The 22,034-nt window shown below is 42.1% G+C and carries 22 protein-coding genes and 1 pseudogene; 22 read left to right on the top strand and 1 reads right to left on the bottom strand.

Annotated features, from left to right (window positions below; translation table 11 throughout):
- The 22 genes and pseudogenes from nusA to AYJ08_RS11530 all read left to right on the top strand — a co-directional run.
- Positions 1 to 388, top strand: a pseudogene (gene nusA / locus AYJ08_RS11635) (transcription termination factor NusA); the annotation flags it as partial.
- Positions 385 to 675 carry an RNase P modulator RnpM gene (gene rnpM, locus AYJ08_RS11630; RefSeq protein ID WP_031413723.1) on the top strand — a complete coding sequence of 97 codons (291 nt, stop codon included), beginning with the start codon at positions 385 to 387 and terminating at the stop codon, positions 673 to 675. The pseudogene nusA and the gene rnpM, both read left to right, overlap by 4 nt.
- On the top strand, positions 672 to 980 hold the full coding sequence (locus AYJ08_RS11625) for a YlxQ family RNA-binding protein (protein ID WP_031413724.1): 309 nt from the start codon (positions 672 to 674) through the stop codon (positions 978 to 980). The genes rnpM and AYJ08_RS11625 overlap by 4 nt, the downstream gene beginning before the upstream one ends.
- A 14-nt stretch (positions 981 to 994) precedes the next feature.
- Positions 995 to 3,409 (top strand): translation initiation factor IF-2, encoded by a 2,415-nt coding sequence (gene infB / locus AYJ08_RS11620; protein WP_064017855.1) that lies wholly within the window; start codon positions 995 to 997, stop codon positions 3,407 to 3,409.
- Positions 3,409 to 3,690 (top strand): DUF503 domain-containing protein, encoded by a 282-nt coding sequence (locus tag AYJ08_RS11615; protein ID WP_003336961.1) that lies wholly within the window; start codon positions 3,409 to 3,411, stop codon positions 3,688 to 3,690. The genes infB and AYJ08_RS11615 overlap by 1 nt, the downstream gene beginning before the upstream one ends.
- 35 nt (positions 3,691 to 3,725) lie before the next feature.
- Complete coding sequence (gene rbfA / locus AYJ08_RS11610) at positions 3,726 to 4,082, top strand: 30S ribosome-binding factor RbfA (RefSeq protein WP_003341340.1); 357 nt, start codon at positions 3,726 to 3,728, stop codon at positions 4,080 to 4,082.
- A gap of 1 nt (position 4,083) precedes the next feature.
- Positions 4,084 to 5,082, top strand: coding sequence for a DHH family phosphoesterase (locus AYJ08_RS11605; RefSeq protein WP_064017854.1), 999 nt, complete (start codon positions 4,084 to 4,086; stop codon positions 5,080 to 5,082).
- Complete coding sequence (truB, locus tag AYJ08_RS11600) at positions 5,075 to 6,007, top strand: tRNA pseudouridine(55) synthase TruB (protein WP_064017853.1); 933 nt, start codon at positions 5,075 to 5,077, stop codon at positions 6,005 to 6,007. Before AYJ08_RS11605 ends, truB begins: the two co-directional genes overlap by 8 nt.
- Positions 5,976 to 6,956 (top strand): bifunctional riboflavin kinase/FAD synthetase, encoded by a 981-nt coding sequence (locus AYJ08_RS11595; protein ID WP_064017852.1) that lies wholly within the window; start codon positions 5,976 to 5,978, stop codon positions 6,954 to 6,956. The genes truB and AYJ08_RS11595 overlap by 32 nt, the downstream gene beginning before the upstream one ends.
- A 151-nt stretch (positions 6,957 to 7,107) precedes the next feature.
- Complete coding sequence (gene rpsO, locus AYJ08_RS11590) at positions 7,108 to 7,377, top strand: 30S ribosomal protein S15 (protein WP_003336966.1); 270 nt, start codon at positions 7,108 to 7,110, stop codon at positions 7,375 to 7,377.
- A gap of 142 nt (positions 7,378 to 7,519) precedes the next feature.
- Positions 7,520 to 9,640, top strand: a complete 2,121-nt coding sequence (locus AYJ08_RS11585; RefSeq protein ID WP_064017851.1) for a polyribonucleotide nucleotidyltransferase — start codon at positions 7,520 to 7,522, stop codon at positions 9,638 to 9,640.
- A 150-nt stretch (positions 9,641 to 9,790) separates the two neighbouring features.
- Positions 9,791 to 10,771, top strand: coding sequence for a polysaccharide deacetylase family protein (locus tag AYJ08_RS11580; RefSeq protein WP_082890932.1), 981 nt, complete (start codon positions 9,791 to 9,793; stop codon positions 10,769 to 10,771).
- A 170-nt stretch (positions 10,772 to 10,941) separates the two neighbouring features.
- A complete protein-coding gene (locus tag AYJ08_RS11575) occupies positions 10,942 to 12,198 on the top strand; it encodes a M16 family metallopeptidase (protein ID WP_003336970.1) in 1,257 nt (418 codons plus the stop codon).
- Positions 12,199 to 12,213: 15 nt separating this feature from the next.
- Positions 12,214 to 12,666, top strand: coding sequence for a dUTP diphosphatase (dut, locus tag AYJ08_RS11570; protein WP_064017850.1), 453 nt, complete (start codon positions 12,214 to 12,216; stop codon positions 12,664 to 12,666).
- A 170-nt stretch (positions 12,667 to 12,836) separates the two neighbouring features.
- Complete coding sequence (locus tag AYJ08_RS11565) at positions 12,837 to 13,115, top strand: YlmC/YmxH family sporulation protein (protein WP_064017856.1); 279 nt, start codon at positions 12,837 to 12,839, stop codon at positions 13,113 to 13,115.
- Positions 13,116 to 13,278: 163 nt separating this feature from the next.
- Positions 13,279 to 14,187: a dipicolinate synthase subunit DpsA gene (dpsA, locus tag AYJ08_RS11560; RefSeq protein WP_064017849.1), complete on the top strand. Its 909-nt coding sequence runs from the start codon at positions 13,279 to 13,281 to the stop codon at positions 14,185 to 14,187.
- Entirely contained in the window at positions 14,174 to 14,770 is a 597-nt protein-coding gene (locus tag AYJ08_RS11555) for a dipicolinate synthase subunit B (protein ID WP_064017848.1), read from the top strand. The genes dpsA and AYJ08_RS11555 overlap by 14 nt, the downstream gene beginning before the upstream one ends.
- Positions 14,771 to 14,802: 32 nt before the next feature.
- The gene (locus AYJ08_RS11550; protein ID WP_064017847.1) at positions 14,803 to 15,843 is read left to right on the top strand and encodes an aspartate-semialdehyde dehydrogenase; all 1,041 of its coding nucleotides are present in this window, start codon (positions 14,803 to 14,805) and stop codon (positions 15,841 to 15,843) included.
- 13 nt (positions 15,844 to 15,856) lie between these two features.
- On the top strand, positions 15,857 to 17,083 hold the full coding sequence (dapG, locus tag AYJ08_RS11545; protein ID WP_031413740.1) for an aspartate kinase: 1,227 nt from the start codon (positions 15,857 to 15,859) through the stop codon (positions 17,081 to 17,083).
- Positions 17,084 to 17,145: 62 nt separating this feature from the next.
- Positions 17,146 to 18,009 carry a 4-hydroxy-tetrahydrodipicolinate synthase gene (dapA, locus tag AYJ08_RS11540; protein ID WP_064017846.1) on the top strand — a complete coding sequence of 288 codons (864 nt, stop codon included), beginning with the start codon at positions 17,146 to 17,148 and terminating at the stop codon, positions 18,007 to 18,009.
- Positions 18,010 to 18,451: 442 nt separating this feature from the next.
- Positions 18,452 to 20,131: a ribonuclease J gene (locus AYJ08_RS11535; protein ID WP_064017845.1), complete on the top strand. Its 1,680-nt coding sequence runs from the start codon at positions 18,452 to 18,454 to the stop codon at positions 20,129 to 20,131.
- A gap of 580 nt (positions 20,132 to 20,711) precedes the next feature.
- Positions 20,712 to 20,930 carry a helix-hairpin-helix domain-containing protein gene (locus AYJ08_RS11530; RefSeq protein ID WP_064017844.1) on the top strand — a complete coding sequence of 73 codons (219 nt, stop codon included), beginning with the start codon at positions 20,712 to 20,714 and terminating at the stop codon, positions 20,928 to 20,930.
- Between the two features lie 348 nt (positions 20,931 to 21,278).
- Here AYJ08_RS11530 and AYJ08_RS11525 read toward each other — a convergent pair whose 3' ends face one another.
- Positions 21,279 to 21,851, bottom strand: coding sequence for a putative glycolipid-binding domain-containing protein (locus tag AYJ08_RS11525; protein ID WP_064017843.1), 573 nt, complete (start codon positions 21,849 to 21,851; stop codon positions 21,279 to 21,281).
- Positions 21,852 to 22,034: the final 183 nt, after the last annotated feature.

Below are 22,034 nucleotides of genomic sequence, written 5' to 3'. Positions count from 1 at the left end.
TGTTCACTCCACAAATGAAGAAGTCGATCCAATTGATGCCAGTGTAAGTTCTAAAGGTCTGCGCGTACAAACGATCGTAAACGAACTAAAGGGCGAAAAAATTGACATTGTTCGCTGGTCTGAGGACCCGGCTGAGTACGTAGCTAACGCGTTAAGTCCGTCTAAAGTAGTTCACGTTGAAGTGAACGAAGAAGAGAAAATGACGCGCGTAATCGTACCTGATTATCAATTGTCGCTAGCTATTGGAAAACGTGGACAGAATGCACGCCTGGCAGCCAAACTTACTGGATGGAAAATAGACATTAAGAGTGAAAGTCAAGCTGAACAAGAGGGGATTTCCTATCCTAAGCCTTCCGATGAAGACGCTAGCGATGTGGGTATGGAATGAAAGTAAAAAAAGTTCCATTACGTAAATGCATCGTTTGTCAGGAAATGTACCCGAAGAAGGAATTGCTCCGCGTCGTTCGAACGCCGGATGAACAAATTTTGATTGATCCGAGCGGAAGGGCGTCCGGACGCGGCACTTATGTTTGTCAAAAAGAGAGTTGCCGCACACCAGATACTTTCACTGCTGGAAAATGGAAAAAAGTTTTGGAGCGTGCGCTAAACACCAGCATTTCACAGGAACAATACGAGAGCTTCCGCGAGAAATGGCTGGAGATGATGGGGAAATGAATCAAAAAGTAGCGCAATTGCTAGGGTTGGCCATGCGTGCAGGCAAAGTAGTAACGGGTGAAGGTCTCGTGATCAATGGGGTTCGTAACGGACAGGCAAAGCTTGTCCTTCTGGCTACAGATGCATCAGCTAACACGACCAAGAAAGTGTCCGACAAATGCCTGTATTATAAGGTGCCTTGTTATTCGCTTTCGACCAGGTACGAACTTGGAAGTGCGATTGGTAAAGAAGCTCGAGTCTCGATCGCCATCACGGATACAAAGATGGCGAAGAGCATGGAGAACCTTCTCACACCTAATCCATAACAAGGGGTGATTACATGAAGACACGCGTATATGAATACGCAAAGAAACATAACATGAGCAGTAAAGAAATTGTTACTCTCTTGAAGAGAATCAATATAGATGTCAGCAATCACATGAGTATTATGGACGAAGAAACGGTACAAAAATTGGAACAGCATTTAGCAAATTTACGAGCGAATGCTTCCAGTGGTAACACCCAAGCAAAACAAGTGCAACAACCAAAGCAAGATAAGCCACAAAACATAACGAGCAGCGAGGCGCGAGCCACATCCCAATCGGAAAAATCCCCCAAACAAGACGGTCAAAAACCGCAAATTGCAAATGCTGCTGGTAACACCTCAGCTCAAGCAAAGAGTAGAGGAACGCAAAACCAAAATCAGGGGAAGAATCAGGAGCGAAGAGCAAATACTATGAGTCAAAACAAAAAACAAGATGCAAAGCAAAATGAAGTAAAAGATCAAATGACCAATATTGAGACAGAACGTAAGGAAGAAACGCTAGCAGATAAAGCGAAAATTCCAGCAAAAGTTGGAATGGAAAAACGCGAAAAAATTAAGAAGGCTCCACAAACTAAAAAAACCTTTGAAGATAACAGAAAAGGACCGCAGTTTAATAAAAACCAAAAACGTTCAAATGGACGTCAAGGTGGAACCCCTGCACAACGTCCTGTGTTAGAATTGCCTAGCAAAATTACGTTTACAGAGTCACTTACTGCAAACGAATTGGGTAAAAAGCTAAGAAGAGAGCCAGCAGAAATTATTAAAAAACTATTCGCTTTGGGTATCATGGCTACGATCAATCAGGATCTAGATCGAGATACCATCGAATTAATTTGTGCTGACTACGGTGTTGAAGTAGAAGAAAAAATCGTCATTGATGAAACAAACTTCGAAACAATCGCTGAGGTGGATGCAGAAGAAGATCTATGTGAACGTCCTCCGGTTGTTACCATCATGGGTCACGTTGACCATGGTAAAACAACATTGCTAGATGCAATTCGCTCTACAAATGTTGTTGCAGGAGAAGCTGGTGGTATTACACAGCACATTGGTGCTTACCAAGTTGAAATTAAAGGCAAGAAAATTACATTCTTGGATACACCTGGCCACGCCGCGTTTACTACAATGCGTGCTCGTGGTGCCCAAGTTACGGATATCACCATTCTTGTTGTAGCTGCTGATGATGGTGTGAAACCACAAACAATCGAAGCAATCAGCCATGCGAAAGCGGCAAATGTTCCGATTATCGTTGCTGTCAACAAAATTGATAAACCAGCTGCTGATCTAGATCGTGTAAAACAAGAATTAATGCAATTCGAATTAGTATCGGAAGAGTGGGGCGGCGATACTATTTTCTGCCCGCTATCCGCAAAACAGCGTACAGGTATTGAAGAGCTTTTAGAATACATTCTATTGGTTTCTGAAGTGCAAGAATTAAAAGCTAATCCTGACAAACGTGCTCGCGGTACGGTTGTTGAGGCTGAGTTGGACAAAGGTCGCGGTCCTGTTGCAACTGTATTGGTACAGCATGGTACGCTACGTGTCGGTGATCCAATCGTTGTAGGCTCTGCTTACGGTCGCATTCGTGCTATGGTGAACGACAAAGGTCGCCGCATGAAAGAAGCACCACCGTCCATGCCAGTTGAAATCACCGGTTTAAATGATGTCCCTCAGGCTGGGGATCAATTCATGGTATTTGAGGATGAAAAGAAAGCTCGTTCCATCGGTGAATCTCGTGCAGTTAAACAGCGTGATTCTGAGCGCCGTGCAAGTGCGCGTGTTTCCTTGGATGACTTGTTTACTCAAATCCAAGAAGGCGATATTAAAGAATTAAACCTAATTATTAAAGCAGACGTTCAAGGTTCTGTAGAAGCTCTTCGAGGTTCTTTAGAGAAAATTGAAGTGAATGGTACTCGCGTGAAGGTTATTCACACAGGCGCTGGTGCGATTACAGAGTCTGATGTTACTTTAGCAAATGCGTCTAATGCAATTATCATTGGTTTCAACGTACGTCCTGAGCCGAACGCTCGCAGTATGGCTGAGCAGGAGCAAATTGATATCCGCCTACACCGCGTTATCTACACTGTGATTGAAGAGATTGAATCCGCATTGAAAGGGATGCTTGATCCTGTATATAAAGAGGAGATTATCGGTCAAGCGGAAGCTCGTCAAATCTTCAAAGTATCTAAAGTGGGTACAATTGCAGGCTGCTATGTTACGGAAGGTAAGCTAAGCCGTGACGCAGGAGCGAGATTGATTCGTGATGGCGTAGTTATTTACGAGGGTAAATTAGATACGCTAAAACGTTTCAAAGACGATGTGAAAGAAGTGGCAACGAACTATGAGTGCGGTGTTACTCTAGAACGTTTCACTGACATTAAAGAGGGCGATATTATTGAAGCCTTCATTATGGTTGAAGTTAAAGCCTAATGGTAGCTGTGACGCAGTTAGAATTGTTTATGCCCTATACGAGTTCTCTTAAGGAAAAACGTTCGATTATTAAAAGCGTCATGAGTCAAATTCGAAATAAGTACAATGTATCAATTGCTGAAATAGATTTTCACGAGCAATGGCAGCGTACCTTACTTGAGGTAGCTGCCGTTGCTAATGAATACTCTTTTTTGCAAAAGGAAATTACCACCATCGTGCGGTTTGTAGAAACATTTTCCGACGTAGAGTTAATTCGTGCGGATACGGAATACTACGACTAAGGTACGATTTACGTTCGGAGGTGAACAAAATGAGCATGAATAAAACCCGAATGAGCCGCGTGAGTGAAGAGATCAAAAAAGAATTGAGCATTCTGCTGCAACGTGAAATGAAAGATCCACGCATCGGTTTTGTAACAGTAACAGATGTGGAAGTAACTAGTGATCTTCAACAAGCAAAAGTGTATATTAGCGTTTTCGGAGATGAGAGCAAACGTGAAGAATCGCTGAAAGGCTTGCAAAAAGCAAAAGGCTTTTTGCGCACAGAAGTGGGGCGTCGTATCAAATTAAGACATGTGCCTGAGCTTCTATTCAAACTGGATGCTTCCATTGATTACGGAAATAAAATCGATAACCTTTTGCGTGAAATCTCCCCAAATGAAGGAGAGAAATAGGATGAATATCGACCAAACTGTTTTCTTAGATGCCGCTCGTTTTGTTCGTGAAAACGAGCGTTTCTTAATTATTTCCCACGTAAATCCTGATGGTGATACGACGGGCTCTGCACTTGCTATGGCTTTGTTGTTAGAACAGATGGGGAAAAGCTATGTGATTGTAAACCAAGGGTCTACACCTGATATGTTCTCCTTTTTGCCGTGCTCCAACCACATCATCAACCTATCGGAACAAACTGTGGATGAGAAATTCTCCTGCGTTATCGCTGTAGACGCGGCAGATAGCAGTCGGATGGGTGAAGTAACTCATTTGTTTGCTCCAGATGCACAAATTCTAAATATTGACCATCATCCTACCAATGATGCGTTTGGTACGTATAACATTCTTCTGCCTCATGCTGCTGCAACGGCAGAGATTATGTATGATTGGTGTGTTGCTTCTTCCTTCTCATTGACAAAAGAAATTGCTACATGTATCTATACAGGATTACTTACGGATACAGGTGGTTTCCGATATTCCAATACGACACCGCACGTGATGGAAATCGCCTCCCATCTACTTACATATGGAGTTTCTTCAGCCGAGATTGCAGAACGTTGTCTAGAGAGCATTACATTACAGCATGTACAGATTCTAAAACGTGCCTTAGCATCTCTGGAACTGAATAACGAGGGACTCGTGGCCACTATGCAGATATCAAAACAGGATTTTTTAGAAACCAATTCAACCAATGATGATACAGGTGGCATTGTAAATTACGGGCGTAATATTGAAGGCGTCGAGGTTGGAATATTATTCACCGAGGTAGAAGAAGGCATTATCAAAATTAGCCTGCGTTCACGTGCGAAGGTAGATGTAGCTCAGATAGCTAAGAATATCGGCGGTGGTGGACATGCCCGCGCAGCAGGTTGCACGATGAAGGATGTAACTTTGGAAGAAGCCAAGAAGTCTGTTTTGACATTGGTAGATCAATTGCTTGGAGTGGAAAGAAATGAATGAGCAGCAGCATGGAGTTCTCGTTTTACATAAACCAGCAGGAATGACTTCACATGATTGTGTTGCCAAAATTCGTCGTATCTTTCAAACGAAAAAAGTGGGGCATACGGGAACACTAGACCCTGATGTGACAGGTGTGTTACCTATATGCATAAATAATGCGACACGAATTGTGGAGTACTTACAGGAGCTTCCAAAAGCTTATGAGGTTGTTATGCGTATTGGTTCAACCACGACAACCGAGGATGCCTCTGGCGAGGTATTGGAGACAGCTAAGGTGGATGGTGCGACCATTGCTAGAGAACGAGTTGAGGAAGCAATGCAGGGAATGCTTGGCGTAATCGAACAAACCCCTCCTATGTACTCTGCTATTAAGGTAAATGGACAGCGTCTGTATGATTTAGCTCGTGAAGGAATTACGATTGAACGAAAGGCTCGCGAGGTTACTATTTATGAATTGCAGCTCCATCACATTGAATCTAACGCAGAATATGTAGATGTGTCGTTTTATTGTCTTTGCTCCAAAGGGACGTATATGCGTACGTTATGTGTTGACCTTGGACAAAAACTGGGGTATCCTGCGCATATGGCCAAGTTAGTTCGTGTCAAAAGCGGACCATTTACAATGCAGCATGCCCATACGTTTGAGGAATTGGAAGCCAGCATGAACAAGGAGCAGGGCTCTAAGAGCATTGAGCAACTTGTGATTCCAATTGGAGAAGCCTTATCTTATTTGCCTCGCTATGAAATTACAGCGGATCGAGCTAAGGCTGTACGAAACGGATTGGAAACAGGCTTGCCAGGTTGTCAAGTTGAGGAAGGGAATCTCATTTGTTTGTATAGTAATGGTCAATTACTTGGCATTCATAAGGTATATAAGAGCCACCGAGGTCTATATGCCAAACCAGAAAAAGTTTTTCGCACATGAGGTGGGGACTTTGAACATAATACGACTATCCTATCCGCTTTCATCTGAGATCGAATTACAACCATGCGCGGTCGCCATGGGATACTTCGATGGTGTTCACATCGGGCATCGTCGCGTCATCCAGCGAGCGATTGATCATGCCCAGGCACATGGAATAAAAAGTGGTGTCTTGACCTTTGACCCGCATCCACGAGAAGTTCTAGGCAGAAGTGGTTATTCTCAATATATCACCCCGTTGGATGATAAGCTGGAGCAATTCGAAAAAATGGGAGTAGACATCGTCTTTGTCATGCAATTTGATATTGCCTTCTCCTCTATTTATCCTGAGGATTTTGTAGAAGAAGTGATTTTGCCGCTTCAGGTCAAGCATATTGTGGTTGGCTTTGACAATACGTTTGCTTACCGGGGAATGGGTACCACCCAGACGCTATTAGAACTAAGCAAGGACCGATATACGGTAGACATCATTGGCCCTGTAAATCGTTTAGGCGAAAAGGTAAGTAGTACTATTATTCGCGAATACCTGCACCAGGGAGAAGTAGAGCAAGCACGTCATCTGTTAGGACGCCCTTATAAGGTAAAGGGAACAGTGATTCACGGAGACAAGCGCGGTCGAACCATCGGGTTTCCTACGGCAAATGTCGGTGTGGACGAGCCTTATTTAATCGGGAAAAATGGTGTATATGGCGTTCGAATTACCGTGGATGGTCAAACCTATGACGGTGTGATGAATATTGGAATTAAGCCGACTTTTGAGCTGGAGAAGCGTGAAAAATCCCTGGAAGTTCATATCATGGGGTTTAAAGATGAGATTTATGGAAAAAATGTAGAAGTAGAATTACTCTTCATGATCCGCGATGAAATTAAATTTTCTGGCGTGGATGCTCTTGTCGCCCAAATCCAGCAAGACGTGAATTTTGCTAAAGATAAATTTGCTAAGTTGGCTTGATTGCTAACGAAGTGAATGATTTCCTTTACTTTATGAAAAAAAGTATGCTATAATCTGTACTGTTCTAAGCAGAACGCCCCTTTAGCTTGGCTGTCCGATTCTCACCGACGGCATGCTCAGCTAGTGGGAAAATTAATGGAGGTGAGTACGAATGGCACTTACTCAAGAGCGTAAAACTCAATTGATCAATGAATTCCGTACACATGATAACGATACTGGATCTCCTGAGGTTCAAATCGCAATTCTTACGGAAAACATCAACAATCTTAACGAACACCTACGCACTCATAAGAAAGATCACCACAGCCGTCGTGGTCTATTGAAAATGGTAGGTCAACGCCGTAACCTTTTAGGTTACCTAAGAGACAGCGACGTTGCTCGTTATCGTACATTGGTTGACAAACTTGGTCTTCGCCGTTAATCGGCACGTCTGAAAAAGCGGGTGAATTCCCGCTTTTTCTATTATCATATCTATTTTATTTCTGCCATAGCAGGAAATAATACATAGAGATAGAAAAGAATCATGTTAGACAATGGTCTAATTAAGGAGGACTGCTAAAGGAATGGAGCAACAATATCGTACTTTTGACTTTGATTTAGCAGGCCGAAAACTTACGCTTGAGTTTGGCAAAGTTGCAAAACAGGCACAAGGTTCGGTCTTAGTGCGTTACGGAGATACCACCATTCTATCTGCGGTTACCGTTTCTAAAGAACCAAAAGACTTGGATTTCTTTCCATTAACGGTAAACTATGAAGAGCGCTTATATGCAGTAGGTAAAATTCCAGGTGGATTTATTAAGCGAGAAGGTCGCCCAAGCGAGAGAGCTATTTTGGCGAGCCGATTAATTGACCGTCCAATTCGCCCTCTATTCTTGGAAGGCTTCCGCAATGATGTACAAGTAGTAAATACAGTTCTTTCCGTTGATCAGGATTGTTCAACCGAAATCGCAGCAATGATTGGTACTTCTGCCGCATTGAGTACATCTGAAATCCCATTTAATGGTCCGATTGCTGGTGTTATTGTAGGTCGTATTGACGGTAAATTTATTATCAACCCTACGATTGCTGAGCAAGAAAAAAGTGATATCCATCTAGTGGTGGCAGGTACGATGGACGCTATTAACATGGTAGAGGCTGGTGCAAAAGAAGTACCGGAAGAAATCATGCTAGAAGCGATCATGTATGGTCACGATCACATCAAGAAAATTGTTGCTTTCCAAAATGACATCGTAGCTGAAATTGGTAAACAAAAAATGGAAGTCGTCTTGCATAATGTAGACGAGGAAGTTGATCAGGCAGTGCGTGCTTTTGCTGATGCTAAAATACGGGAAGCAGTCCGTGTTGAAGAGAAGCATGCCCGTGCAGAAGCGATCGATGCTGTTAAAGAAGAGACTCAAGTACATTTTTCTGAGGTGTATCCAGAACGCGAGGGAGAAATTAGCGAAATTCTCTACAACATGGTGAAAGAGGAAGTTCGTCGTCTCATTACGCACGAAAAAATTCGCCCAGACGGTCGTGCACTAACTGAAATTCGTCCATTGTCGAGCGAAGTGGGTATTTTACCAAGAACACACGGTTCAGGTTTATTTACTCGCGGTCAAACACAAGCCTTGAGCGTTTGTACATTAGGAGCACTTGGTGATGTACAAATTTTGGATGGACTTGGTCTTGAAGAAACAAAACGTTTCATGCATCATTATAATTTCCCTCCTTACAGCGTAGGGGAAGCGCGTCCGCTTCGTCCTCCAGGTCGTCGTGAAATCGGTCACGGTGCATTGGGTGAAAGAGCAATTGAACCAATCATCCCTAGTGAAGCAGATTTCCCTTACACAATTCGTCTGGTATCAGAGGTAATTGAATCTAATGGTTCTACTTCCCAAGCGTCTATCTGTGGTAGTGTTCTTGCTCTGATGGATGCAGGGGTACCGATTAAAGCACCAGTTGCTGGTATCGCAATGGGCTTGATCATGGATACAGATGGTGAACATTTCTCCATCCTAACAGACATCCAAGGTATGGAAGACCACTTGGGAGATATGGACTTTAAGGTAGCAGGTACCGCTGAAGGGGTTACAGCTCTTCAAATGGATATCAAGATTGAAGGTATCAATCGTGAAATCCTAGAGCAAGCATTGACGCAAGCGAAGGAAGGCAGAATGCATATTCTGGAAAGCATGCTGGCTACAATCAATGCTCCGCGCGATCACTTGTCTCCTTATGCACCTAAGATCATGACAATGTCAATTAATCCAGAAAAAATTCGTGATGTGATTGGGCCACAAGGTCGCGTTATCAATAAAATCATCGAAGAGACAGGCGTTAAAATTGATATTGAGCAAGATGGTCGTATCTTTATCGCCTCTACGGATGCAGATGCGAACCTACGTGCAAAACAAATCATCGAGGATTTGGTACGCGAAGTAGAAGTGGGTCAAACTTACTTGGGAACTGTTAAACGTGTTGAAAAATACGGGGCATTCATCGAGTTGTTTGCAGGTAAAGAAGGACTTTGCCACATTTCACAACTAGCGGAAGAGCGCGTCGCTAAAACGGAAGATGTAGTTTCTGTAGGGGATAAAATCTTGGTTAAAGTAACCGAGATTGATGACCAAGGCCGCGTTAATATTTCTCGAAAAGCTGTTTTGAAAGAACAAGCGCAGGCTGCACCACAAGAAACTGAATAATAGATAGCCAAAAAGCTTTGCCGATCATGGGAAACTATGTGGGTGCAAGCTTTTTTTGCTTCTATCGAGCATTTTCTCTACATAGATTGGACAAAGAGGATAGAGAATAAGAGTAAGAACTCGATAGATAAAAGCAAAGGTGATGAAACCGTGAAACAGCATTCTAAAAAGACAAGAAAATATATGACGGTAGCAACTGTTTGTGGAGCGTTACTGTTTGGATTAGTAACCTCTTCTCCAATTAACACATATGTTACACAACTAAAAGTTGGCGTTACTCCTGTGCAAGGTCAGATTACCATTGAGGAGCCATTTAGAGAAAAGATAGAGCAGTGGCAAAAGGAACGCGAGGAAGCACCACAGGACGCATATCTTGATCCTGTCTGGAAAGCGATTCCGGGATATAACGGACGAGTGATTGATGTTAATGCAACAATTGCTCAAATGAAGAAAACAGGAAAGCAGGATGAAAGCTCAATTGTCTATAAAGAACAGATGCCAAAGGTACAGGTAGAACAGCTAGGGGCTCATCCCATTTATAGAGGGAACCCCAAAAAAGAGGCAGTATGCTTCATGATAAATGTAGCCTGGGGGAATGAATACCTGGATAAAATTCTTGCTACATTGGATCGGCATAAAGTAAAAACCACCTTTTTTCTAGATGGATCTTGGGTCAAACGAAATCCCGAGCTAGCGAAAAAAATTTATGACAGAGGTCATGAAATAGGCAACCATGCCTATTCCCATCCAGATATGAGCAAGCTGGGAGAGGCGCGCATTCGCCAAGAGATCAGCAAAACACAAGAGATTATTTCTAAGACAATCGGTTTAAAGCCCTCTCTATTTGCTCCGCCGTCTGGTTCCTTTAATCAACGGGTGGTAGAAATTGCTCATCAGGATTACCAGATGAAGACCATTCTCTGGACAGCAGATACAGTTGATTGGAAAAACCCGCCGGTAGGAGCGATGGTAGAGCGTATCCGCAAGAAGCTGGATAAAGGGGTACTCATACTGATGCACCCAACTGATTCCTCATCTAGAGGACTAGATCAAATGCTGACACTAGCTGAGAAAAAAGGATTGAAACCAACGACGGTTTCCGAGGTAATCTCTAGTCGTCGGTTGCCGTAGAAGCTTATGGAATATTGTACCGGACGCTATTTTTTGCTATAGTAAGACATGTTATTTTCTATTGAAAGCGAAACGCTTATCAGTAACATGTACAACAGGGAAGCGACTTTATGATCGCTTCCCTGTGTGGCATAAGCCAGAGATAGCAGATTGATAGAGGGGGATCAGATTTGATTCAAACATATACGTGTGCAAATGGTGTCCGGATTGTTACCGAAAAAATAGCTAGTGTTCGATCCGTTGCTTTAGGAATTTGGGTAGGAACGGGTTCAAAATATGAGAATGAGCAAAATAACGGAATTTCACATTTCTTGGAGCACATGTTTTTTAAAGGTACTACAACTCGCAGTGCGAAAGAAATAGCTGAAGCGTTTGATGAAATTGGTGGGAACGTAAACGCCTTTACATCCAAAGAATACACTTGCTATTATGCGCGTGTACTTGATCGTCACGCACCGCTTGCTCTCAATATTTTATCTGATATGTACTTTAACTCTGTGTTTGATGCAGAGGAGCTAGAGAAAGAGAAGAACGTAGTGCTAGAAGAAATCAGTATGTATGAGGATACACCAGATGATTTGGTGCATGATCTGATTGCACGTGCTTCCTATGCCGATCATTCGCTAGGGTACACGATACTGGGAAAAGAAGATGTACTCAAAGGCATGAAACGAGAGGATTTGTTGACATATATCGAACAACGCTACTTACCAGAGAACACGGTAATTACAGTAGCAGGTAACTTTGACGATGAGTTAATCACATTGGTGCAATCATTATTTTCGACGTACCAGCGTGCAGGAAAAACAATGGATATCGCTACACCAACCTTTACAGGTCAAAGCATCGTACATCAAAAGCAGACCGAGCAGGCTCATTTATGCCTTTCCATGCCTGGATATGCTGTGGGCCATGACAATGTTTATTCCTTAATTATTTTAAATAATATTTTGGGTGGAAGCATGAGTTCTCGTCTGTTTCAAGAAATTCGTGAAGAACGCGGTCTAGCTTACTCTGTTTATTCTTACCACTCTTCCTATAAAGAATCTGGTACATTCAATATTTATACGGGAACAGCACCAGAGCATGTAGGTAAAGTATTTGACATTGTGTCTAATGTTCTACATGATGTTCGCGCAAATGGAATTACAGAAAAAGAATTAAACAAAGGAAAAGAACAGCTTAAGGGTAGTTTGATGCTAAGCTTAGAAAGCACTAGCAGCCGCATGAATCGCTTGGGTAAAAATGAGCTGTTACATGGCCGACACCTTACACTAGATGAAATTATTGCGAAGGTAGATCGTGTAAGTCAGGAATCTGTTCTAGCAGTGGCTAAAGAATTATTCCACTCCAAAATGGCGATGGCAATGGTTAGTCCATTGGAAGCATTCCCGGAAAATGTTGATGCAAATGTATTCTTAACGTAAAAAGAGGTGTCTTTTGTGCTTGTAAACATTAAAAAAATGTCTCCAATGATTGGAACGGATATTCCTTTACCGCATTATGCGACATCAGGCTCTGCGGGACTTGATCTAGCAGCATGTATTGAACAAGACATCACGATTGCTCCTGGGGAACGCGCCAAGATTCCTACAGGGATTGCTGTGCAAATGCCTGACGCAGGTATGGTAGGTCTAGTGTTCCCACGTAGCGGCAACGCTTTTAAATACGGAATATCACTAACGAATGCTGTTGGAGTAATTGATAGCGATTATACAGGTGAGATTCAAGTGTTGTTGCAGAACCTAGACACGACTGAACCATTTGTGGTCAAAAAAGGGGACCGAGTTGCCCAACTCCTCTTTATGCCAGTGATGCAAGCACGGTTAGAGATTGTTGACGAGTTGGAAAAAACAGAACGTGGTGCAGGTGGATTCGGTTCTACAGGTAAATAACTGTGGGCAGAAAGGCTTCTCCTAAGTCATTAGGCTTAGTGAGAAGCCTTTTTATTGTTGATTTTATACTAATTATGAAAAAAAATACCCTTTACTACAATCTTACGTATAAACTGATTAGCTTTTTCGTATATTCTGCTGTGAGTGGACAAACAAAGGAGGAAGTTAAAATGCGATTAAGCGAGTTTAGCGGAAAAGAGATTGTAGATGTTGATTATGGAGAAAAACGCGGAGTGGTGGCACAATCGGATATGGAAATTAATCCAATAACAGGAGAAATTGCTTCTATTGTCGTTTCCAATCATTCTTTTTTTGGGATAGGGAAGAAAAAAGCTGATACGAAGATTCCTTGGAGGTCTATTGTACAAATTGGTCCGGATATGATAATTGTACAGTTACAACCTACACAAAACCAATTCCCACAGGAAACTTCAGTAACGAAACGTTAGGTGTTCGAATAGGATGACGGTAGATTACAGCAGTGCACGACATATACATCGACCGTGAACAAAAAACGGTCCGTCAACTATTTTACATTTTCCATGGGACTTGGAAAAATTCTTTGCGTTTCCAGGTTATCTTGCGTAAAATGTTTGGAAAGGGGAACACGGCATGCTGACGGGAAAACATGTTGCTTTTATTGGCGGTGATGCTCGTCAGCTGGAAGTCATCAAAAAATGCATCCAGCTGGACGCCACAGTTACTCTTATTGGCTTTGATAACTTAGAGAGTAGCTTTACAGGAGCAACGAAGAAACCATTAACATGCGATGTGTTAAAGGATGTTGATGCCCTGATCCTACCTATCGTCGGTACAGATGACAAAGGAATGATTGAAAGCATTTTTTCTACGAAAAGCATCCAGCTATCTAAGGAGCATATTGAAGCTTTACCAGAAAAATGCGTTGTCTATACCGGGATGGCAAAGCCTTATCTCAGAGAGCTATTAAAACTGCATAACGCCCCACTAAAAGAGCTATTGAACCGTGATGATGTGGCTATCTACAACTCCATTCCTACTGTGGAAGGAGCATTGATGGTGGCGATCCAAAACACTGATATTACGATCCATGGCTCCGAGGTGATTGTTCTCGGATTAGGTCGAGTAGGTATGTCATTAGCTAGAGCTTTGCATGCATTGGGAGCACATGTTAAGGTTGGGGCAAAACGTCCGGAACACATAGCACGTAGTAATGAAATGGGTATTGATGCTTTTGATCTGGATGATTTTAAGCAGTATGTTTCAAAGGTAGACATTATCTTTAATACAATCCCACATTTGATTATTACATCAGACATCATAGCACAAATGCCACAGACTGCATTTATCCTAGATATTGCTTCTAAGCCGGGTGGAACTGATTTTCGTTATGCAGAACGTCGAGGAATCAAAGCGATTCTCGCCCCAAGCCTTCCTGGAATTGTTGCACCGAAAACAGCGGGGCAAATAATTGCCAATACCTTAGCGCGACTACTATCGGAGCAAGCCGAGAATCAGGGGGGTCATCATGAGCAATCTTAGGGGGAAAACGGTTGGATTTGGGCTAACGGGTTCCCATTGTACCTTGGAAGAAACCATGCCGCAAATTCAGCGCTTAGTCGACGCTGGAGCACGTGTTGTACCCATAGCGAGCCAGACTGTGATGACCACTGATACACGTTTTGGAACGACTAACCATTGGCAGAACCAATTAAAACAGATTACAGGCGAAGAGATTATCACTACTATTACTGATGCAGAACCGCTTGGACCTTCCAAGCTATTTGACGTTATGGTGATTGCTCCATGCACAGGTAACACCACGAGCCGATTGGCGAACGCACTCACAGATAGCCCTGTTTTAATGGCTGCAAAAGCAACCTTACGCAATCTATATCCAGTCGTCTTGGCGATTTCAACCAATGATGGACTGGGGTTAAATGCGACAAATATTGCAAAACTTCTAGCCACTAAAAATATTTATTTTGTTCCGTTTGGGCAGGATGCGCCTGACAAAAAACCAAACTCACTGGTAGCACGAATGGATCTCATCATGGAAACGTGTGAGCTAGCTATTCAACATCGTCAGTTGCAACCTTTGCTTATAGAAAGATTCCATTATTGATGCAGCTAACAGGCTCTTAGGAGGAGAAAAAGATGGAGAACCAACTGAAGGTAAATGTCGCAGTCGTGGGAGCGACAGGAGCAGTAGGACAGCAAATGATTCAGCTTTTGGAGAAACGAAATTTTCCAATCGGTCAACTAAAGCTATTGGCTTCAAAAAGATCGGCTGGTAAAAAGGTGCTGTTTAAAGGTCAGGAAGTGACAATTGAAGAGGCAACACCTGATAGCTTTATTGGTGTAGATTTTGCTCTGTTCAGTGCAGGAGGAGCGATCAGTAAGGAATTAGCTCCACATGCTGTGCGTCATGGAGCAGTTGTCATTGACAATACGAGTGCTTATCGAATGGATCCAGAAGTCCCATTGGTTGTGCCTGAGGTTAACATGGATGCAGCGCGCAAACACAAAGGAATCATTGCAAACCCTAACTGCTCTACCATTCAGATGGTTGCGGCATTGAAGCCTCTTTATGACCGTTTTGGAATAGATCGGATTATTGTTTCTACTTATCAAGCTGTATCTGGTGCGGGTGCTCAAGCAATCAATGAGCTGTTGACTCAAACCAGAGATGTTTTAGATGGGAAAGAGCCGGAAGCAAATGTACTGCCGGTATCCAAGCTTCCTGTTCATCATCAGATTGCTTTTAATGCGATTCCGCAAATTGATGTTTTCACAGACAATGGATTTACGTATGAAGAGATGAAGATGGTAAACGAAACAAAGAAAATATTGGGTGACGATCAAGTTTTAGTTGCAGCTACTTGTGTGCGTATTCCTGTAGTAAAAGGTCACAGTGAGTCCGTTTATGTCGAATTTAAAAATGACTATGAACTGGAAGAAGTGAAATCTTTACTAGCACATGCACCTGGTATTGTGCTTGTCGATTCCCCTGAAGAACAAAAATATCCATTGGCTACCGATTCTGCGGATAAGCTTGAAGTTTTTGTCGGTCGTGTTCGCCGAGATTTAACGCATCCACGAGGCATCCATATGTGGGTTGTAGCAGATAATCTATTAAAGGGTGCTGCGTGGAACACCGTACAAATTGCCGAGGAGCTTATCAAGGCCAACAGCTAGGAGAGAGGTTTTCATGAAAATACTTGTCCAAAAGTTCGGGGGTTCATCCTTAACAACGGAGGATCATCGCAATCGGGCAATTGGCCACATTGAAAAAGCACTGGCGGAAGGCTTTTCCTTAGTAGTAGTTGTGTCTGCGATGGGGCGTAAGGGTGATCCTTACGCCACTGACACGCTATTACAATTGATCCGTCAAAATGGGGACAGCCTACGAGCGCGCGAAAACGACCTGTTATTGCATACAGGGGAGATTATTTCCGCTTGCGTCATGTCCAGCATGCTTAATGAGCGAGGCATCGAGTCCACAATTTTAACGGGTGGGCAAGCTAATATCATAACTACTAATGATTTTAATAACGCACAAATCCTTACGATTGAACCTGATCGTATTCAACAAGAGCTTGAGCAAGGGCGTGTTGTCATTGTTCCAGGGTTTCAGGGTCGTACGGAAGATTGGCAAGTGACCACTTTAGGCCGCGGAGGAAGCGATACGACAGCAACAGCACTTGGCGTTGCCTTAAAAGCTGACATGGTTGATATTTTTACAGATGTAAATGGTATTATGACGGCCGATCCACGAATAGTAGACGAGGCTAAGTCACTTCATACCGTCACGTATACTGAGATTTGCAACATGGCGCACTTAGGTGCTAAGGTGATTCACCCACGCGCTGTGGAAATCGCTATGCAAACCAATATTCCAATACGTGTGCGCTCCACATTTTCAGACGATCCGGGAACATTGGTTACCAGTCTACATGAGTTAGGCCGTTTTAATGAATCCTTTAGTGATCGAGTTGTAGTGGGGATAGCTCATGTTCCTAATATTACACAGATCAAGGTATTCTCTAAAGAAGGACAATATGATACCCAGCTTCAGGTTTTTAAAGCAATGGCACAACATAATATCAGCGTTGATTTTATTAATGTCAATCCACTAGGTGTCGCTTATACGGTACACGATCATATGGCTGAAAAGGCGGCGATTATCTTAGCTGACATGGGCTATGAGCCTCAACTAATGCCTCATTGTGCTAAGGTGTCGGTAATTGGTGCTGGCATTGCAGGAGTACCAGGTGTTATGGCTCATATTGTAGAAGCACTTACCAAAGAGGAGATACAGATCCTGCAATCTGCTGACTCACACACAACCATTTGGGTGCTAGTGCATGACGAGGATATGGCTAGAGCTGTGCGGGCTTTGCATCAGCAGTTTGATTTGTCTAATGCTCGTTTATAGTTATATAGAGCAGAAGTTAGAGAGCCTATAAGGAAAGTGGAAGAAAGAGGAGAGATGAAAACATGGCTATTTTTGGACGTATTGTGACTGCCATGGTAACGCCTTTTAATGACAAGGGCCAGATTGACTGGGATCGTACAGAAAAACTGATCAACTACCTAATAGACACAGGCTCAGAAGCACTCGTGGTAAGTGGTACAACAGGAGAATCACCAACTCTTTCCAAACAGGAAAAGCTTGATTTATTTACTTTTAGTGTACAAAAAGCGAACGGTAGAGTTAAAGTCATCGCAGGTACAGGCTGCAATGATACAGAAGAAACCATTGCTTTCTCAAAAGAAGCAACAAAAACGGGTATAGATGCGATCATGCTGGTGGCTCCTTATTACAGCCGTACATCGCAAGAGGGGTTGTACCAGCATTTTAAGGCTATTAGTGAAGCCGTAGACCTGCCAATCATGCTATACAATGTTCCTGGACGTACAGGAATAAACGTGACAGCGGACACAACCCTACGTTTAGCTGAACTACCGAATGTAGTATGTATTAAAGAGGCGTCTGGCAATCTTACCCAGATGGCACAGATCATTGAACGTGCACCTCAAGGCTTTGAGCTATATAGCGGTGATGATGGTTTAACTATTCCGGTACTTTCTATTGGCGGAGTTGGAGTAGTAAGCGTAACGAGCCATGTAATTGGTTTAGAGATGAAGGAAATGATGGATGCGTTCTTCAAGGGAGATACTTCTACGGCAGCAGCTCTTCATCGTAAGCTAGTTCCGATCTTTGAAGGAGCATTCAAATATCCTAATCCAACACCAATTAAGGCGGCGCTAAACAAAAAAGGGATTGAAGTAGGCGGTGTTCGTTTACCGCTTGTGGAGTTGACGGACGAAGAAGCTAGCTATATAGATGAATGGCTGTAGATTAGTGCTGTTTAGGAGCTAGCCTTTCTGGTACCTATGAAATCCGTTATTTTACTAGCGTTTTGACAAAATCGCTGGGTATGTCATATCTAAATGACTACTCAGCGATTTTTTGTTTAAAGCATATGTTCTTGAGTCTGTATTTTACAGTTTGCAAAATGGTTTATAAGATTATGGATTGTACGGTGCATGACTAAAGATGCCTGAAGATACTTAGTTACCTCTTATTTGTCCCATATCTTTACAAATAGTAGAGAGCAGGATTTCAAATATGAAAACCGCAACCCTTTTCAAAAGCTGGCTTACTAATGTTTCGATAAATTTATATATATGCTTTTCTTACTTGTATTCCTGTTTTTAATTCGGATATAATAGGGATAAGCGATTTGGGGCGGTTTAATTTGAGGTGTAATTTGACAACTAAATATAGGAGGTACATTCATTGTCTAAGTTGAATCAAAGTGTTCTTATCTTTGCCCTGGGCGGAGTTGGCGAAATTGGTAAGAACATGTACGTAGTAGAGACCGATGAAGACATCGTTGTTATTGATGCTGGTCTCAAATTCCCAGAGGAGGAAATGCTGGGGATTGATATGGTAATACCTGATATTACCTATTTGGAAGAAAATCGTGATAAAGTACGCGGAATTATTATTACACACGGACATGAAGATCATATTGGAGGACTAAGTTACGTATTGCGTCACCTTAATGTGCCGGTATATGCAACAAAGTTAACGCTAGGTCTGATTGATGTCAAATTGAAGGAAGCGGGTATCCTAAATACAACTACTCGTCACTTGATCAATAGTGATTCAGAAGTAAGTCTTGGCAGTACATTAACTGCAACGTTTTTCAGAGTAAATCATAGTATTCCTGATTCAGTCGGCGTTTGCTTAGAAACCCCTGAAGGTTATGTCGTCCATACCGGAGATTTTAAGTTTGATCAAACCCCCGTAAACAATCAAAGAGCTGATCTCGGAAAAATGGCGGAAATTGGGGAACGAGGCGTACTCTGCTTGTTATCAGACAGTACAAACGCAGAGCGTCCAGGCTTTACTGGATCTGAAAGTTCAGTAGGGAAAGCGTTAAAAGAAGTTTTTCATAAAGCGGAGGGGCGAATTATCGTTTCCACGTTTGCATCAAACGTTCATCGTATCCAACAAGTTTTTGATGCTGCTGTTCAATACAATCGTAAAGTAACGTTAGTAGGACGCAGTATGATCAATGTTATAACCATAAGTATGGATTTAGGATATTTACATGTACCAGAAGGGGTAATTGTAGATATCGATGAATGTAATAAATTACCATTAGAACAAGTAGTTATTCTGTCAACAGGAAGTCAGGGAGAGCCTATGTCAGCGCTTACCCGCATTGCCCGATCCGCCCATCGGAAAATAGACATGATGCCTGGTGACACAGTAATCATTGCAGCAACACCAATTCCAGGGAACGAGAAATACGTTTCCCGCACCATCGATCACTTATGCCGAGCAGGTGCAGAAGTTATTTATGGAGGACATGGTCCAAATGGTACCGTTCACGTATCTGGACATGGAAGCCAGGAAGAGCTACGTTTAATGCTTAACCTGATGAAACCTAAATACTTTATCCCGATTCACGGGGAGTATCGTATGCAGCGTATGCATGCAATACTTGCTGAACAGGTGGGAGTACCATCTGAGAATATCTTCTTACTCGATAATGGAGATACCGTGGAAATTGCAAAGGGTCAGGCAAGATACGGTCCTAAAGTGCATGCTGGCAACGTTCTTATTGACGGACTGGGCGTAGGCGATGTAGGTAACATCGTTTTACGTGATCGCAAATTATTATCCCAAGATGGAATTCTGGTTGTTGTCGTTACCCTCAGTAAACAACATGGTACTATCGTGTCTGGACCTGATATCATCTCTCGCGGCTTCGTATATGTACGTGAGTCGGAAGAATTGATGGAAGAGGCAAATCGTATCGTAGCCCAAACTCTGCAAAAATGTATGGATGAAAAAGTAAATGAATGGTCATCGCTGAAAAATAATGTAAAAGATACACTTGGACGTTATTTATACGAACAAACACGTAGAAGACCAATGATTTTACCTATCATCATGGAAGTGTAATTCCAGACATGAAGTTAAATAGTCGGAAATCCTTGCACAGCAAGGGTTTTCGGCTTTTTGTTTTGAAAAAGGTATTTTAACAGCTTCACTATAAATAAAAAAGAAAGGAATGGATCATGATACAAGGAAATGGAAGAGTTTAAAACCAGATTTGATGTAGGGAGTAAGTATGATCGTATGAATTCCTATGAGCAGAGAGAAATCATGATTACGAAAACACACGAGCTATTTTCGGATAGCGGAGGGGATCTCTTACTAGATAAAGTCAACATCCCAACTAATAGGTGCAAATGATAATGACTGTTATGATTGCTAGTTAACCTGACTCTATATATATCATCAAGCTGCTGTCGACATATAATTCTATATGATTTATTATATACATAAAATTTATATAATGTAAATATATTACAAAAATAACTTTCGTCACCTAAGTAATACACTTTTACATGCAATGGAAGGAATATTTAAAAGCTTGTCTGATCCTTTTTGAAATCTTTTATAAATAATGAAGGGAGCTGAACTAGAATAGAATGAAATTGAATGAGGGATTCAATAAGGAGGAGAGAGGGGGTCACTGATGGCTCAGAATGATCATGAAACACAAAGTGATTTACCTAGTACGCTAGCCAAGCCGGCAAGACGATCACTCGAAGGGGCAGGGTATTTCCGGCTGGAACAATTTACACTACTAAGTGAAGCTGAGGTGATGAAGCTCCATGGTATGGGTCCAAAAGCAATGGATCAAATCCGTCGCGCTTTAGCTGACAAGGGATTATCATTTGCCAAAGAGATTTGAGTTGTGGATCCATTTGGTTCCGATACATTAAAAATAGGCTCATTGTATGGCTATCAGGATCTCAAGCTCAGCTTAAAAGATTTGTAATACAACAAACAAGGGGGACTGTGAGGTTTGCTGGTATGAAATGATCCAGTATTAGCTGAAAAATGAGTTGTTGCTAGTATAAGGAAAATAGCTTATTTCCCCTTTTACTCAGTGCAAATTAACAAGTGCTTGCGTGCATTTGAAAACATAAAATCTAAGCCTACTTATGCTAATTCATTCGTAGGCCTAGGTCATCTTGCAGAATGCTGATATGGAAAAGCTATATGATTTGCTGCAGCCTCATATAGGATGATCACATTTTTAAGTATGGGCATATTCGCGTAAAAACAATTGCGGATACTCTGTGACGATTCCGTCAGTATCTACCTTGATATTTTCAGTAAAACTGCCACTTTGATAGGTAAAAATCGATTCAGTATGGTTTGTTTTCATCAGAGTATAGGTCTGTTTTACCTGACGATAACATAGATCGGGTACCGATATGTAAACTACAGAGATTTCCTGTTGAGTAGAGAGGGTATACTCTAAGCGATTGATAGGGAGTGTATTCGTAAATGGGGTACAGGATATGTCGATATCAATACATCCTGCTAATGCGGAGATGACCTTTCCATGCGCATCCCGCCATTCTCCTCTCCCATTAGAGGTCAGTATCAGGAATTGTTCTTTGCCAATACACTGTATTGTTACTTTGCGGACCCTCCAATTCGTGTCAAGAATCATTTGAAATTGTACACGAAAAATTGCTCCCTCGTCTGTCTTTCCAATTACTAAACTGTCAACCGTTATCTTGTGATCGTCTTTTACTAATCGCAAATGTTCATAGCCGCTTCCGATGATTGGTCTCCAAAAAATATCTGTTGCTGTTGCCATAATACGTCCTCCTATGACCTGATTCACTACCTTTTCCTAATAAGAATGCAAGTAAAACGAGCAAATCGTAGAGAATGAAACTTCAGCTTGAATTATCTATCTGTTTAGAATTGTACCACTAAATAGATGGTATTGAAAAAATCTTAGGCCTATTTTCTTTTTTATCTAATGTACGTTTATTTT

Origin of the sequence: Brevibacillus sp. SKDU10, assembly GCF_001645205.1 — a bacterium.
Classification (GTDB): Bacteria; Bacillota; Bacilli; order Brevibacillales; family Brevibacillaceae; genus Brevibacillus_B; species Brevibacillus_B halotolerans.
Note: the sequence above shows the minus strand (reverse complement) of the source record. Positions and strands in the feature narration are given on the sequence as shown.

What these genes read in the sequence shown, in the direction of transcription:
- rnpM (WP_031413723.1), top strand. Translation starts at nt 385, where the DNA reads ATGAAAGTAAAAAAAGTTCCATTACGTAAATGCATCGTTTGTCAGGAA.
- AYJ08_RS11625 (WP_031413724.1), top strand. Translation starts at nt 672, where the DNA reads ATGAATCAAAAAGTAGCGCAATTGCTAGGGTTGGCCATGCGTGCAGGC.
- infB (WP_064017855.1), top strand. Translation starts at nt 995, where the DNA reads ATGAAGACACGCGTATATGAATACGCAAAGAAACATAACATGAGCAGT.
- AYJ08_RS11615 (WP_003336961.1), top strand. Translation starts at nt 3,409, where the DNA reads ATGGTAGCTGTGACGCAGTTAGAATTGTTTATGCCCTATACGAGTTCT.
- rbfA (WP_003341340.1), top strand. Translation starts at nt 3,726, where the DNA reads ATGAATAAAACCCGAATGAGCCGCGTGAGTGAAGAGATCAAAAAAGAA.
- AYJ08_RS11605 (WP_064017854.1), top strand. Translation starts at nt 4,084, where the DNA reads ATGAATATCGACCAAACTGTTTTCTTAGATGCCGCTCGTTTTGTTCGT.
- truB (WP_064017853.1), top strand. Translation starts at nt 5,075, where the DNA reads ATGAATGAGCAGCAGCATGGAGTTCTCGTTTTACATAAACCAGCAGGA.
- AYJ08_RS11595 (WP_064017852.1), top strand. Translation starts at nt 5,976, where the DNA reads ATGCCAAACCAGAAAAAGTTTTTCGCACATGAGGTGGGGACTTTGAAC.
- rpsO (WP_003336966.1), top strand. Translation starts at nt 7,108, where the DNA reads ATGGCACTTACTCAAGAGCGTAAAACTCAATTGATCAATGAATTCCGT.
- AYJ08_RS11585 (WP_064017851.1), top strand. Translation starts at nt 7,520, where the DNA reads ATGGAGCAACAATATCGTACTTTTGACTTTGATTTAGCAGGCCGAAAA.
- AYJ08_RS11565 (WP_064017856.1), top strand. Translation starts at nt 12,837, where the DNA reads ATGCGATTAAGCGAGTTTAGCGGAAAAGAGATTGTAGATGTTGATTAT.
- dpsA (WP_064017849.1), top strand. Translation starts at nt 13,279, where the DNA reads ATGCTGACGGGAAAACATGTTGCTTTTATTGGCGGTGATGCTCGTCAG.
- AYJ08_RS11555 (WP_064017848.1), top strand. Translation starts at nt 14,174, where the DNA reads ATGAGCAATCTTAGGGGGAAAACGGTTGGATTTGGGCTAACGGGTTCC.
- AYJ08_RS11550 (WP_064017847.1), top strand. Translation starts at nt 14,803, where the DNA reads ATGGAGAACCAACTGAAGGTAAATGTCGCAGTCGTGGGAGCGACAGGA.
- dapG (WP_031413740.1), top strand. Translation starts at nt 15,857, where the DNA reads ATGAAAATACTTGTCCAAAAGTTCGGGGGTTCATCCTTAACAACGGAG.
- dapA (WP_064017846.1), top strand. Translation starts at nt 17,146, where the DNA reads ATGGCTATTTTTGGACGTATTGTGACTGCCATGGTAACGCCTTTTAAT.
- AYJ08_RS11530 (WP_064017844.1), top strand. Translation starts at nt 20,712, where the DNA reads ATGGCTCAGAATGATCATGAAACACAAAGTGATTTACCTAGTACGCTA.
- AYJ08_RS11525 (WP_064017843.1), bottom strand. Translation starts at nt 21,851, where the DNA reads ATGGCAACAGCAACAGATATTTTTTGGAGACCAATCATCGGAAGCGGC.